10 protein-coding genes are annotated in these 13,141 nt (G+C 66.7%); 5 read left to right on the top strand and 5 right to left on the bottom strand.

The genetic code is table 11. The features are described 5' to 3' along the window. Positions 1-92 precede the first annotated feature (92 nt). The 3 genes from ACQR03_RS26655 (at position 93) to ACQR03_RS26645 (ending at position 3,891) form a co-directional block, all read left to right on the top strand. Entirely contained in the window at positions 93-1,319 is a 1,227-nt protein-coding gene (locus ACQR03_RS26655) for a glycosyltransferase family 87 protein (RefSeq protein ID WP_315753935.1), read from the top strand. 157 nt (positions 1,320-1,476) lie between these two features. Next, the gene (locus ACQR03_RS26650; RefSeq protein ID WP_315753933.1) at positions 1,477-2,151 is read left to right on the top strand and encodes a TetR/AcrR family transcriptional regulator; all 675 of its coding nucleotides are present in this window, start codon (positions 1,477-1,479) and stop codon (positions 2,149-2,151) included. 126 nt (positions 2,152-2,277) lie between these two features. Then, positions 2,278-3,891, top strand: a complete 1,614-nt coding sequence (locus ACQR03_RS26645; RefSeq protein WP_315753931.1) for a glycosyltransferase family 87 protein — start codon at positions 2,278-2,280, stop codon at positions 3,889-3,891. Between the two features lie 6 nt (positions 3,892-3,897). Here ACQR03_RS26645 and pyk read toward each other — a convergent pair whose 3' ends face one another. Together pyk and ACQR03_RS26635 are read right to left on the bottom strand one after the other, a co-directional pair. Then, the gene (gene pyk, locus ACQR03_RS26640; RefSeq protein WP_315753929.1) at positions 3,898-5,334 is read right to left on the bottom strand and encodes a pyruvate kinase; all 1,437 of its coding nucleotides are present in this window, start codon (positions 5,332-5,334) and stop codon (positions 3,898-3,900) included. After that, a complete protein-coding gene (locus ACQR03_RS26635; protein ID WP_315717570.1) occupies positions 5,331-5,927 on the bottom strand; it encodes a DUF1036 domain-containing protein in 597 nt (198 codons plus the stop codon). Before ACQR03_RS26635 ends, pyk begins: the two co-directional genes overlap by 4 nt. Positions 5,928-6,121: 194 nt before the next feature. Here ACQR03_RS26635 and ACQR03_RS26630 point away from each other — a divergent pair, with 194 nt between their 5' ends. Continuing rightward, on the top strand, positions 6,122-6,424 hold the full coding sequence (locus ACQR03_RS26630; protein WP_315717569.1) for a DUF1244 domain-containing protein: 303 nt from the start codon (positions 6,122-6,124) through the stop codon (positions 6,422-6,424). 290 nt (positions 6,425-6,714) lie between these two features. Then, the gene (locus ACQR03_RS26625; protein ID WP_008961835.1) at positions 6,715-6,990 is read left to right on the top strand and encodes a DUF2312 domain-containing protein; all 276 of its coding nucleotides are present in this window, start codon (positions 6,715-6,717) and stop codon (positions 6,988-6,990) included. 167 nt (positions 6,991-7,157) lie between these two features. On the opposite strand, the gene ACQR03_RS26620 is transcribed toward ACQR03_RS26625, so the two are convergent. From ACQR03_RS26620 to ACQR03_RS26610, 3 genes are all read right to left on the bottom strand, one after another. Continuing rightward, on the bottom strand, positions 7,158-8,813 hold the full coding sequence (locus ACQR03_RS26620; protein WP_315753925.1) for a DUF882 domain-containing protein: 1,656 nt from the start codon (positions 8,811-8,813) through the stop codon (positions 7,158-7,160). Positions 8,814-9,084: 271 nt separating this feature from the next. Beyond that, positions 9,085-11,142 (bottom strand): L,D-transpeptidase family protein, encoded by a 2,058-nt coding sequence (locus ACQR03_RS26615; protein WP_315754013.1) that lies wholly within the window; start codon positions 11,140-11,142, stop codon positions 9,085-9,087. Positions 11,143-11,528: 386 nt separating this feature from the next. Further along, positions 11,529-13,022, bottom strand: a complete 1,494-nt coding sequence (locus ACQR03_RS26610) for a sigma-54-dependent transcriptional regulator (RefSeq protein ID WP_434841613.1) — start codon at positions 13,020-13,022, stop codon at positions 11,529-11,531. Positions 13,023-13,141: the final 119 nt, after the last annotated feature.

The following is a 13,141-nucleotide window of genomic DNA, read 5'->3' as shown; positions in this document are numbered from 1 at the left end:
CGCGCGCCGCTGCCCGCGCTTAAGCCTTCTTCAAGCGTCCGCGCCTATGTCTCGATCGGGAATGCATCCATGCAGCGCGGGGCGAGGTCCAGATGGCCGACAATCCTGATGCCGCCGCGATCCCATCGCAGCGTCGTGACGTTCCGCTCGGCCTGTTCGCGGCCTGCTTTGCGCTCGCCTGCATCAACGCCTCGTTCTTCCCGGCCGGACTGTGGTCGGGCACCTGGATCTGGGACCAGGCCGGGCTCGGCATTCCCACGGACTTCGTCAATGTCTGGGCGGCCGGCAAGCTCGCGCTGCAGGGACATCCGGCGCTGGCCTGGGACTGGGACGTGCAGCGCCAGGTCGAGCTCGCTCTGCTGCGGCAGGATTTTCCGGGCTACTTCGCCTGGCACTACCCGCCGCCATTCCTGTTCGTCGCGGCGTTCCTGGCGCAATTTCCCTACACGCTCGCCTTTGTCGGCTGGGTCTATGCCAGCTTCGTTCCCTATGCGCTCGCCATGCGCGCGATCGTCGGCCGCGGCTTCGGCTTGCTGCTCGCAGCCGGCTTTCCGGCCCTGTTCTCGAACGCGCTGGTCGGGCAGAACGGATGCCTCACCGCCGCGCTCGTCGGCGGCACACTCTATCTGCTGCCGGTGCGGCCGGTGCTGGCGGGGATCTGTCTCGGCCTGCTGACCTACAAGCCGCAATATGGCCTGCTCTTCCCGATCGTGCTGATCGCCACCCAGCGCTGGACAGCCTTCATCTCTGCGAGCGTCACCGCCATCGTGCTGGCGCTGCTGTCATGGCTCGCCTTCGGGCTGGAGAGTTGGCAGGCCTTCTTCCATTGGCTGCCGATGTTCTCGCAGGCGTTCCTGACCGAGGGCAAGGCGACCTGGTGGAAGCTGCAGAGCCTGTTTTCGCTGGTGCGCTATTTCGGCGGCTCGGAAGCGCTCGGCTGGACCTTCCAATGGGTGCTGACCGCGGCCGTTGCGGTCGTGCTGGTGATGCTGTGGCGCAGCCCCGTGCGCTATGCTCTGAAGGCGGCCGCGCTGGCCGTCGGACTGCTGCTGACGACGCCTTATCTGTTCATGTACGACATGATGGTTCAGGCCATCGCCGTGGCGTGGCTGATGCGGATCGGCCTCGCCGAGGGCTTTCGCCGCTACGAGCTGCCCGCGCTCGGCGGCATCGCGGCGCTTCAGATCACGTTCATGCTGTCCGGGATTCCGCTTGGGCTCGCCGCCAATCTGATCATGGCCGGCTTGGTGCTGGCGCGCGCCGGCTCGTGGTGGCGTCGGCAGCCGGCGCCCGCCGGCATGGCGCTCGCGCACGCCTGACGTATCGATCACGCGGCACAGGGTCATGATTTCTCTTGTCTTATCGCGTGAACAAGTGTTCAGTTCTTCCCAGCCATTTGTGAGGTCGATCCTCCAAAAACACTGAACCAGCGTTCGCCGGGTGCCCTGGACGAGCGCGTCCGGGACGAGAAACGCCATGGTCTATCGGCGAACCCATCAGGTCGTGAAGCGGCTGGCGGCCCGCCGCAGTGCGATTCTGGCAGCCGCGCGCGAAACCGCCGCGGAAGGCGGCATGTCGGCCGTCCAGATCGCCCCGGTGGCGATCCGGGCCAATGTCGCAGCCGGCACCGTCTATCGCTACTTTCCTTCCAAGGCCGATCTGATCTCGGAGCTGATCGCGGAAGTCTCGCGCGACGAGCTCGCTGCCGTCCGGCGCGCCGCCGATGCGGCGCCTGGGCCGTCCTCGGCCCTGGCTGCCGCGGTATCCACGGTGGCAGTGCACATCCTGTCGCAGCGCAAGCTCGCCTGGGGCATCCTGGCCGAGCCGGTCGACGTCGACGTGACGGCGTCACGGATCGCGAGCCGCCGCGAGATCGTCGGCGAGATCGCCTCGCGGATCGACGCGGCCGTCCGTGCCGGCCACCTTCCGGCGCAGGACACCCAGTTGGCCGCGACCGCGCTGCTCGGCGCGCTGCACGAGGCGCTGGTGGGGCCGCTGGCGACAGAGAATCCCGACGACCCTGCCAAACTCCGCGACACCGTTCAGGCGGTCACCCTACTGGCGCTGCGCGCGGTCGGCGTCATGGATGCGCGTGCGCGCGGTCTCGTCGTGCAGGCCGTGCTGCCGGTCAGGAACCTGGTCGGCGCGTAGTCCGCGTCACCCATGCCTGTCGGGCAAGGCCGCGCTTAAGCAAGGATTCACCCGTCGCGGCGATGGTGGGGGCTGGCGCGCCGCGAGAAGGCCGCCCTTGCCTCACTCCAGGTGCCTCCTCGGACGATGTCGATTGCACGCAACCCTCTGGCGACGCGCCTCGTCATCGCCGGATCGGCCGCCGCCGGCGCCGTCTATGCGTATCTCGCCGGTGAGGATATCAACTGGGACTGGCAGAACTATCACGACTATGCCGGCTTCGCGCTGCTGCACGGCCGCTTCGATGTCGATGTGGCGCCCGGCGGCTTTCAGAGCTTCCTCAATCCGCTGATCTACCTGCTGCCTTACGCGGTCCGCCACGGGCTCGAGGCGCCGTGGTGGGGCGTCGCGCTGGGCGCGCTGCACGGCCTCAATCTCGCGCTGGTCTATTGGGTCGCGCGCGTGCTGCTCGGGCGCGCGGCTGACGCGTCCACGCTCAGCGCCGCGCTCATCATCGCCGCCCTCAGTCCGATGGCGCTGTCCGAGGTCGGCACCAGCTTCGCCGACATTCTGACGACCATTCCGATCCTCGCCGGCATCGCGCTGATCTTCGGGGAAGATGACGCGCGCGGCCGCCGTTTCGTCGCCGCGGGCCTGCTGATCGGCGCGGCCACGGGATTGAAGCTCACCAATGCGACGTTTCTGGTCGGAGCGGGCGTGTCGCTGCTGCTGGTGGCGCGGCCGTGGCGCGCGATCGTCGCGTTCGGGGCCGGCAGTGCGGCCGGCGCGATCGTGACCGCGGGGCCGTGGGCGCTGAAGATGGCGCGCGACTACGGCAGCCCGCTGTTTCCGTTCTACAACACGATCTTCCGTTCGCCCGAAGCGCCGCAGGCCTCGATCGTCGATACGCGCTTCATGCCGCAGGGACTGCTCGATGCGCTCGCCTATCCATTCTATTGGGTGATCGGCAAGCATCCCTCGTCGGAATGGCCGTTCCGCGATCCGCGCTTCGCCATCGTCATCGTGCTGCTCGTCGCGCTGATCGTCACCGGCCTGTGGCGGCGGCGCGAGGTGCTGCCGCTGCGCGAGCGTCGCCTCCTGATCTTCTTCTGGCTCAGCTACGTCCTGTGGATGCTGGCCTTCTCGATCCAACGCTATCTGATGCCGCTCGAGCTGTTGTCGGCGCCGCTGATCGTCCTGCTGCTCATCCGCCTGATCGATTCCTGGCAGGCGGGCTCTGGCCTGGACGTGTCACCGTCGCGGCGGATGACGCAAGCCGTCACGGTGATGGCCGCGCTCGGCATCGCGCTGGCGTCGCAGCCGACCGACTGGATGCGGCGGTCGTGGTCGGACCCCTATCGGCCGCAGCTCGCGGCCAACCTGCAGCGTCCGGCGACATTCCTGCTGCTGCAGAAGCCGCTCGGCTACGTCACGTCGTTCCTGCCACAGGGCTCGCGCGTCTATCAGTTGTCCGAGCTCGTGGTGCCGATCGTGCCTGGCGGCGTGCTTGACCGCCGGGTTCGCAACGGCCTGGCCAACCCGCTGCCGGGAGGCGTATGGGCGCTGTATCTGTCCAGAAGCCCGGCCGACAACCCGCCGCGGCTCGAGGTGCTCGCCGACTACGACCTCCAGATCGATGCGTCGCGTGGCTGCGAGCGCATTCCTGGCGCCGCCGGCATTGCCATCGAGGCCTGTCCGGTGATCGCGCGGCTCAAGCCCCCGTCGACGGCCGGATTGGGTGCGATCGATACGACCCAATAGGTCGTCTCAGATATGGGCGTCGCTCGACGGCCCGACATAGGCGATCCGCACCATGTTCGTGGTGCCGGGCGTGCCGAGCGGCACGCCGGCGACGATGATGACGCGCTGTCCGGCGCGGACGAAGCCGTCGCGGAACGCGATCGAGCCGGCGCGCTCGACCATGTCGTCCTGGTCGCGCGCGTCCTCGGCCACCACGCAGTGCACGCCCCAGACGACCGACAAGCGGCGCCCGGTCGCCAGGTTGGGCGTGATCGCGACCACCGGCGGCTTCGGCCGCTCGCGCGCGACACGGATGGCGGTGGAGCCGGACGAGGTCCAGCAGATGATCGTAGGAAGATCGAGATTTTCCGCGATCCGCCGCGCGGCCTCGGCGATCGCATCGCCCGCGGTCGATTCCGGCTCGGGACGCTGCGCCGCGATCACCGAGCGATAGACCACGTCGCGCTCGACCTCCTCGCCAATGCGGTTCATGGTCGAGACCGCCTCGACCGGGTATTTGCCGGCGGCCGACTCGGCCGACAGCATGATGGCGTCGGCGCCTTCATAGACGGCGGTGGCGACGTCGGAGACCTCGGCGCGGGTCGGCACCGGCGACTGGATCATCGATTCCAGCATCTGCGTTGCCACCACCACCGGCTTGCCGGCGCGGCGCGCCAGCCGGGTCATCTGCTTCTGCAGTCCGGGCACGCGCTCCAGCGGCAGCTCGACGCCGAGATCGCCGCGCGCCACCATCAAGGCATCGGAGACATCGATGATGTCGTTGAGCCGGTCGATCGCCTGCGGCTTCTCGATCTTGGACATCACCGCGGCGCGGCCGCGGATGATCTTCTTGGCTTCCAGCACGTCGTCCGCGCGCTGCACGAAGGACAGCGCGATCCAGTCGATGCCGACGTTCAAGGCTGCATCGAGGTCGGCGCGGTCCTTCGGCGTCATCGCCGAGACCGGCAGGTCGGTGTCCGGCAGGCTCACGCCCTTGCGGTCGGACATCCTGCCGCCGATCACGACCCGGGTGACGGCGCGGGTCGGCGAGGTCTCCTCGGCGATCAGCCGCACCTTGCCGTCATCCAGCAGCAGCGCATGTCCCGGCTGCAGGGCGGCCAGGATTTCCGGATGCGGCAGGTGGACCCGCGTCACATCGCCCGGCGTCTTGTCCGAATCGAGCACGAAGCTCTGGCCGTTGTTGAGCTGAACCGGGCCCTCGGCGAAGGTGCCGAGCCTGAGCTTCGGGCCCTGGAGGTCGACCAGAATGCCGATCGGGCGGCCGTAGCTCGCCTCCACGCTGCGGATCGTGGCCACCAGCTCCCGCAACTTGTCGTGCGAGGTGTGGCTCATGTTGATCCTGAAGATGTCGGCTCCGGCCTCGAACAGCTTGCGAATCATCGTGCTGTCCGAGGAGGCGGGACCGAGCGTGGCGAGGATCTTGATGCGTCGCAGCCGCCTCATGGCTTGGGTGCTTGCCCTGGCGGCAGGGCCGGCGCGGCCGCCGGCGGCGTGCCCTGCGGCCCATTCGGCAGACCGGGGACGTTGCCTCCGGGCCCGAGCGTGCCCGGGATACCCGGAACGCGCTGCTGCGCCGGCTGCTCATTGGCCTCCGTGAGCTGCACGGTCCAGGCGCGCTGGTCGCCGGTGTCGACCTCGAAGAAGCCGGTGCGGTCGAAGCCTCGGGCCAGGCAATTGTCGGTGCCCTTGATGGTGAATTCCTTGTCACGCGAGCACATGAAGGCCTGTCCCGACCATTCACCGCCGCGGTCATAGTCCAGCGCATAGATGTAATAATAGCGCGCCACCAGCGTGCCCTTGAGCAGCGTCTCGCAGCTGCGTGACGACACGTTCCACCAGCCTTCCGTGGTCCAGCCTTCGGCGTCCTTGTAGCCGAGGGCGATCCCGACCCGGCTGGAGGTGTTGTTGCAGAGCCGAAAATCGGCGGCCGCCGGGGACGACCACAGACAGAGCGCGGCCAACCCAAGCAGCGAAAGCAGTCCGTAACCGGGGCGGAAGGGATTGCGATGCAAGAGAGAGGAGATTTTCGGGATCATTGCGCGACGCTATATCAACCGTTGAACGATGTCGCTGGGCTTGGCTGCGGCCATCAACGCCATGACGATCTCGTGCGAAGCCGCTGCGATCCAGCGCCTCGCTCCTCCTGACGGTGCTGCGATATGGCCAAATCTGCGACGAAGCCTCATTATATAGCAGACATCCGTCACGGCGCGGAACAGGGAACAAAGAGATGACGATGGACAGCACCACCCGGACCGAGCTCGAAGCCGCCGCCTTTCGCCGGCTCGTCGAGCATCTGCGGACCAGAACCGACGTTCAGAACATCGATCTGATGAACCTGGCAGGCTTCTGCCGCAACTGCCTCTCCAACTGGCTGAAGGACGCCGCCGACGCCCAGGGGGCGCCAATGACCAGGGACGAGAGCCGCGAGGCGGTCTATGGCATGCCCTACGAGCAATGGAAGGCGAAGTACCAGCGCGAGGCGAGCGCCGAGCAGCACGAAGCGTTCAAGAAGGCGCATCCGGGCCACTGAATCCGGAACGAGCGCGCAGGAGACGCGCTGTGTTGCCCTGCGCGCGCGAGTCCAGACTTGGCAGGGGCTTCGAACGGCGAATCGGGTGCTGCGCGCGATGGCGACGAAACACAAGTGGCGCGGGCGGCTTGCGCGGGCTTGACGCTGCGCAGGCCAACAAGATGTGGGCGCTCTGTGGATGAGGTCGATGTCGCCTTGACGCAGGGCACGCCAGATTTGAGGGTTCGCGGCGAACACGCAGCGCCCTTTGGCGCCTTCCTTGGACACAGAGTTCCACTCAGGAGTATCAGATGGCCACCTCCGCCGCCGCGAAGGACGACGACTCGCCCGCGACCCGCTTTGCCGTAGACCAGCTCAAGTCGATCATCGAGCGGATCGAGCGTCTCGAGGAGGAGAAGAAGGCGATCTCCGAAGACATCAAGGACGTCTACGCCGAGAGCAAGGGCAATGGCTTCGACGTCAAGGCGCTGCGCACGATCATCCGGCTGCGCAAGCAGGACCCGAACGAGCGGCAGGAAGAGGAAAGCATCCTCGAGACCTATATGCAGGCGCTCGGAATGATCTGAGCAGCCGGCCTCGCTTACCCGCAGGAGACCTCCGCCGGCCCCTGACGGGGCATTCGCTTTCTCGCGATTCGGCTCGGCGCGCCGGCGGCATGCGCGTGCTGCGGCGATCGACGCCGCACTCCAAACGCGTCAATGCTGAGGAGAACGACGAGCCGGCCACAGCGGCGTTAGCGCAAGGCTGCCGCGCGCATGGCGAAGGATTTGGTTTCGAGCTTGATGATCGCCGGCCCTGTGAACTGGTCATAGCTCAGTCCCGGCGTCGGCTCGGCGGCGAAGCTCATCGCCAGCGCGACCTGCGGCTTGACGAAATAGCTGCGCATCGCGGTGAGGTCCACGTCGCCCATTTTCGTCACGGACATCGATGACGATGCGCTCGGCGTCAGCATGATGGCCCGCATCCAGGTCGAATCGGGGCCCTTGGCCGCCGAGATTCGCGTCGCCATCGTGATGGCGCCGTCCTGACCTTGCCCGTTCTTCGCCGCCACCGGGGCGGGCTCCGGCGCCGGCGTGACGCTGCGGGTCGCCGGGCGGGAGTTTCGCACCGGGATGGCGGTCGTGGAGGCGGCATTGGCGCGATCGAGCGGAGAGGAGGCCGGGGGCGCGAAGGCCATGGCCTGCATCAGGCTCGCGGTCTGTTGCTGATCGATCGACGACAGCGCACGGCGCGCCGTGATCGCGGCAACCTGCTCGGGGGTTGCCTGCTTCGGCGTCCCAGGATTGTCACCCCAGAAGCCGCGCGAATTGATGATGTCGGCGACGCTCTGCGGCGCGCCGTCCCTGGATTTGCTGCCGACAGCACCCGTCGTTTCGGACTTCGTCTCGGGCTTGGTCGCCACGGGCTGAGCGGCAGATTGCGCATCCGCGGAGGCCAGCTGCAGCGCATTGGCGATCTTGCCACGCGCGGTGGCGGCTTTGCTGTCCACCGCTCGCTCGGCGGTCCGGCTGTCCTTGTCGGAGCTCTTGTCAGCCGGCTTGGCGGCGAGTGCCGCGGTTTGGACCGGCTTGGCGTCGGCCTTGCTCTCGCTCTCGCCAGACTCGTCGTCATCCTCGCTCGGACGACCGCGGAACAGCCGTGCAAACAGGTTGGGGCGGCTGGACGACGCGTCATCGCCATTGCCGCGTTTCTCGATCTCGGCCTTCGCCAGCTCATAGCCCTTGAGCGGAACGCCGTTGCTCGGCACGTGAACGGTCTTTCCGTCGGGGAAGACGCGGGCGAGCTGGTCGGCCGTCATCCGCGGCCAGTGCCGGATGTTGCCGGTGTCGAGGTGCACGAAGGGCGAGCCGGAGGTCGGATAGAAGCCGACACCGCCGCGCTGCAGGCGCAGGCCGGCGAAGCGGATCTGCTCCAGCGGCACATTGGGAATGTAGAAATCCATCGCGTGGCCCAGCATGTGCTGGCTATGCCGCGCCACACCGGAATGCGCCGAGCGACGGCGCAGCATCGAATTGGTGGCGGGCGACCGGTACGACGAGATGATCTGGATCGGCTGCTTGGCGTCGACGTCGCGATAGACTTCCCAGAGGATGTCGAACAGGCGGCGGTCCATGACCGTCTCGTCCTGGGTACGCCAGTCGCGGAGGAAGTGATTGAGCTTCTTCAGCGCGTCTTCGTCATAGCGGCCCTCGCGCTTGAAGGTGACCGTCAGGTCCTCGCCGGAATGGGTGTGGTGGAAGGAGAGGGTGTGGGTTTCATTCAGCGCCGCTGCGTCATGCACCGAGCCGGCGCCGATGAGCAGCAGCAGCGCCGCCAGCCCGCATTGGCATCCAGCCTTCCAACCCGCCCTCGTGAGCGAAACAGATTGGCGCGCGAAAACAGACAGCAAGATGCAGCCCACCCCGTCGACGAGCGTTTACTCGATTACCCTCTTGCGGCCCGTCCGGCGGAAGAGAGAGGAAACGCTTACCTAAGGCGGGATGGTTAAGGGATACTGACCGGCCCGCCCCCCAATTACCCTTAACATATACTCTTGAGTGTGGCGAAAAAGAGCCATCGAATCTTGGTTGATCCTTGTGGTTAACCTAAAGCAAAGGCCCCGCCGATCGGCGAGGCCTTTGATCTCCAAATGGAAATTGTGACCGTGATCGGCGGCCCGATCAGCGGGTGAAGACACGCCGGGCAGGGCGGCCGACCGGCGCCGGCGGCGTCGGCGGGCCACCGCCACCGAACAGACGCTCGAAGAAGTTCGGGCCGGAGGAGAAGCTGTTGTCGCTGAGGCTGACCGAGTTCGGCAGCGCCCCCTTCGGACGCGCGTAGCTGGGTTGGGCGTGGGCGACGACGTTCTCGAGATCCTTGCCGCGGTTGTTCTTCAGGATCGCGATCATGGTGGCGTCGCGGCCATAGATGTCCTTGCGGAATTGCAGCTTGCCGGCTTCGTCGACGAAGGCGGTCTGGTAGGTGATGTTGACCGGGATCGGCGTCGGGAATTTCAGGTCGATCTCGCTTCGGCCGTACATGCTGCGGATGCGCTCGGGCGTGTAGCGCTCGTTCGGCATGGTGATGTTGAGCAGCACCGACGCGTACTGATCCGGATACTGCACGCGCATGCAGCCGTGGCTGAAGGCGCGCTCTTCACGGGCGAACAGGTTCTTGTCAGGCGTATCGTGCTGATAGACCAGGAACTTGTTCGGGAAGTTGAAGCGGATGCGGCCGAGCGCGTTGGCCTCGCCCGGCGGCTGCGAGATGTGGATCGAGCCGTCGCGCGCGCGCTCCAGCCGCAGGCCCATGCGGTCCAGCACGGTCGGGTCCTGCTGCAGCGCCGGCAGATACTCGTTGTAGATGATCGACGGCGGCACGTTCCAGGTCGGATTGACCGTGATGAACTTCATCGTCTCGCTGAGCAGCGGCGTCGCATGCTGTCCGGGCTTGCCGGTCACCACGCGGGTGGTCCACACCTGCGCGCCGTGCTGCATCACCTTCAGCGTGTAGTCGGGGATGTTGAGGATCACATAGGCGTCGCCGATCGCCGGCGCGCCGAGGTCGCGCGGCAACCAGCGCCAGCGCTCCATGTTGACGAGGACCGTATCGATCTGCTTGTCACGCTTGGGCGTGTTCAGTGCCTTCACGGTGCGGTCGTCGAGCACCCCGGTCGGCTTGAGGTCGACACTCTCCTGGAACTTGCGGACGGCGGCGGCGACCTTGGCGTCGTAGCGGATGTCGTCGGCATTCTCGGTGAGACCGAGCTTGGCGCGCAGCTTGGGCACGCGCGGGTCGGACATCTGCGCCTCGGCTTCCTGCGCATTCTTGCCGCGGGCCGGGGTGTATTTCAGCGGCTGGCCTTCGTCGATGATGACGGGCGCGCCGTCGGTGACGCCGCGCAGCTCGGCAAGCTTGGCCTTCAACAGCTTGTAGAGCCGGTGCGGCGGGTTGTAGCTCTCCAGCGCCGCGGAGGCGTCCTTGGCGCCGGTGACGTTGGCCAGCACCTCGTTCGGGTCGATCGGGTGCTCGGGATACTGGATGTCCGCCGAGACCTGCGACCAGTGCATGCGGCCGCTCTGCGCCTGGCGGGCGTAGTCCATCATGCTCTCGGTGAGCCTGAGATCGGCCTCCGCCAGTGCGTCCGGTGCGGAGGCTGCGGCCGCGAAGTCCGGCACCGGATAGTCGCCGGGATTGAGGCCATCGGCTGCTGCATCCTTGAGACGGGCGATGACGCCCTTCGCGGCGGCCGTCAGGTTGCCGCCCTGGGTCCAGATCGGCGCGTAGTCGCGGCCGATGTAGAATTTCTCGACGGCGGCGCGTTCGGCCTTGCGGTCGAAATACCTTGTCGCCTTGGTCGCCATCAGGTCGCGCAGACGGTCGGCAACCGGCTGATCGGCGGCGGGAACGGTGCTGGCGGCCTTGACCGGCTCTGGGACTGTCGCGGTCGCAGGGGCTGCTGCAGGCGGTGTGGCGATGGTCTTGGCAGGATCGGCCGCAGGCGCCGCAGCAGAGTCGAGCGGCTTGGTCGTCGTCTCCGGCGCCTTGGCCGGGTCGGGCGACACGGTGGCGGTGGTGTCGAGTTTGAAGTCGCTGGCGGTCGGCGGCGGCACGTTGGCCGGCTCCGGGAACGGGATCGCCGCATCGATGGCGAGCTCGGCCGCGCTGCTGCGGGGCGGATCGCTCTGGGCGAAAGCAGAGGTCGAGGACACCGCGAGGAAGGTCGCCGCGACAGCCATGAGCACGCGGTCATATCCGCCACGGGTGGTCACACAATCTCGCATCGTCAATCCCTCGGATGATCTGTCCCGGCTGGAACAGGTGTAACAAGGTCGATCTGCCAGCTTCGGCGTCGGTACCGCCGGTGAGGATGGTTCACGTCTGCACGCAATGATTCACGCCCAAACGATACTCAAGCCCCACTTCTGCGGCCAGCGCCACACGGGACAACTCACGACAAACTGACTCTTGGGAAACCCCGGCCAAACCGATCGTGCGCTTGTGCCACGCGTTATTTCCTTTGTCTGTCACCGCAAGGCAACGGTTCAGATGTTCCAGTGTTGCCAAGACTTGCGGCCTTTTTCGGACGACAGCCAAGCGCGACCATGGTGAGGATCCGAGCGGCTCAGCCAAGCGGCGGGCTTTCCGTCGCGGGCGTCTCGCCATTGGCCTCGTCGAGCTTGCGGTAGAGCGTCGAACGTCCGATTTTGAGGCGGCGTGCCACCTCAGACATCTGGCCGCGGTAATGGGCGATGGCGAAACGGATGATCTCATGCTCCATCTCCTCGAGCGGCCGCACCTCGCCGCTTGCGGTGAGCAGCGGCAGGAACCCATGCGAGGGCAGGGGGGCAATGGGGACTTCACTACCCGGCACCATCGCAGGCAGGGGAGGAACGGGCCGCTCCACGGTGAGGGCCGGCGCAGGCTCCACCGGCGGCGCGTGGGTGGGAATCAGCGGAAAATCGGCCACGCCGAGCTGGTCGCTCTCGCCCATGACGACGGCGCGGTAGACCGCGTTTTCCAGCTGGCGGATATTGCCGGGCCAGTCGAGCTTGGTCAGATAGGCGACGGCCTCGCCGGTGATGCCCGAAATGGCGCGGTTCTCCTCAGCCGCAAACCGCGCGAGGAAATGCCGCAACAGATGCGGGATGTCCTCGCGGCGGCTGCGCAGCGGCGGAACGGTGAGCGGCAGCACATGCAGCCGGTAGAACAGATCCTCGCGGAAGTGGCCTTCCTTGACGCGGTCGAGCAGCCTGCGATTGGTCGCCGAGATGATGCGCACGTCGACCTTGACCGGCTTGCGGCCGCCGACGGCTTCCACGGCGCCCTCCTGCAGGGCGCGCAGCAGCTTGACCTGGGCGGTGAGCGGCAGCTCCGAGACCTCGTCGAGGAACAGCGTGCCGCCATGGGCTTCGACGAACTTGCCCATGTGACGCTCGGTCGCGCCGGTGAATGCGCCCTTCTCGTGGCCGAACAGGATCGATTCCACCAGATTGTCCGGGATCGCGCCGCAATTGACGGCGACGAACGGCTTCGTCTTGCGCTCGCTGGTGCCGTGGATCGCGCGGGCGAACAGCTCCTTGCCGACGCCCGATTCGCCTTCGATCAGCACGGGAATCGACGAAGCCGCGGCCTTCTCCGCGATGCGCAGGATCGGCGCCATCGCCTCGGCGCGGGTGATGATGTCCGCGAAGGTCAGGCGCCCCTCGCGGCTGTGCCGGATGCGCTGCAATTCGCCCTTCAGGGCCGAGGTATTGAGCGCATTGCGCAGGGAGACCTGGAGCCGCTCGATGCCGACCGGCTTGACGACGAAGTCCTGCGCGCCGGCGCGCATCGCGGAGACCACGTTGTCGACGCCGCCATGCGCGGTCTGCACGATCACGGGTATCGAGATCCCCGTCTCGCGCATCTTGGAGAGCACGCCCATGCCGTCGAGGCCGGGCATCACGAGGTCGAGCACGATGGCGTCGATGGGGCCGGCATCAGGATTCGTCAGCTTCTCGATGACGGCGTCGCCGGTCTCGACGACGACCGCCTCGTAGCCGCATTTCTGCACCATGTTCTCCACCAGCCGGCGCTGGACCGGATCATCATCGGCAATCAAAATGCTGGCAGCCATGGCTTTCCTTGCACGCTACGACTATCTGTCTCGAATCGGGGCACTCTCGCCGACGCCGATTAACGCAACCTTAAACCTCGCTGATCGGGATAAACGTTCGAACAACAGGTTACCCATCC

The organism is Bradyrhizobium sp. HKCCYLS3070, from assembly GCF_051167575.1.
Classification (GTDB): domain Bacteria; phylum Pseudomonadota; class Alphaproteobacteria; order Rhizobiales; family Xanthobacteraceae; genus Bradyrhizobium.
Note: the sequence above shows the minus strand (reverse complement) of the source record. Positions and strands in the feature narration are given on the sequence as shown.

Coding starts and splice junctions, on each gene's coding strand:
- pyk (WP_315753929.1), bottom strand. CDS start 5,334: ATGAGGCGGCTGCGACGCATCAAGATCCTCGCCACGCTCGGTCCCGCC.
- ACQR03_RS26625 (WP_008961835.1), top strand. CDS start 6,715: ATGGCCACCTCCGCCGCCGCGAAGGACGACGACTCGCCCGCGACCCGC.
- ACQR03_RS26630 (WP_315717569.1), top strand. CDS start 6,122: ATGACGATGGACAGCACCACCCGGACCGAGCTCGAAGCCGCCGCCTTT.
- ACQR03_RS26610 (WP_434841613.1), bottom strand. CDS start 13,022: ATGGCTGCCAGCATTTTGATTGCCGATGATGATCCGGTCCAGCGCCGG.
- ACQR03_RS26650 (WP_315753933.1), top strand. CDS start 1,477: ATGGTCTATCGGCGAACCCATCAGGTCGTGAAGCGGCTGGCGGCCCGC.
- ACQR03_RS26635 (WP_315717570.1), bottom strand. CDS start 5,927: ATGATCCCGAAAATCTCCTCTCTCTTGCATCGCAATCCCTTCCGCCCC.
- ACQR03_RS26615 (WP_315754013.1), bottom strand. CDS start 11,142: ATGGCTGTCGCGGCGACCTTCCTCGCGGTGTCCTCGACCTCTGCTTTC.
- ACQR03_RS26645 (WP_315753931.1), top strand. CDS start 2,278: ATGTCGATTGCACGCAACCCTCTGGCGACGCGCCTCGTCATCGCCGGA.
- ACQR03_RS26655 (WP_315753935.1), top strand. CDS start 93: ATGGCCGACAATCCTGATGCCGCCGCGATCCCATCGCAGCGTCGTGAC.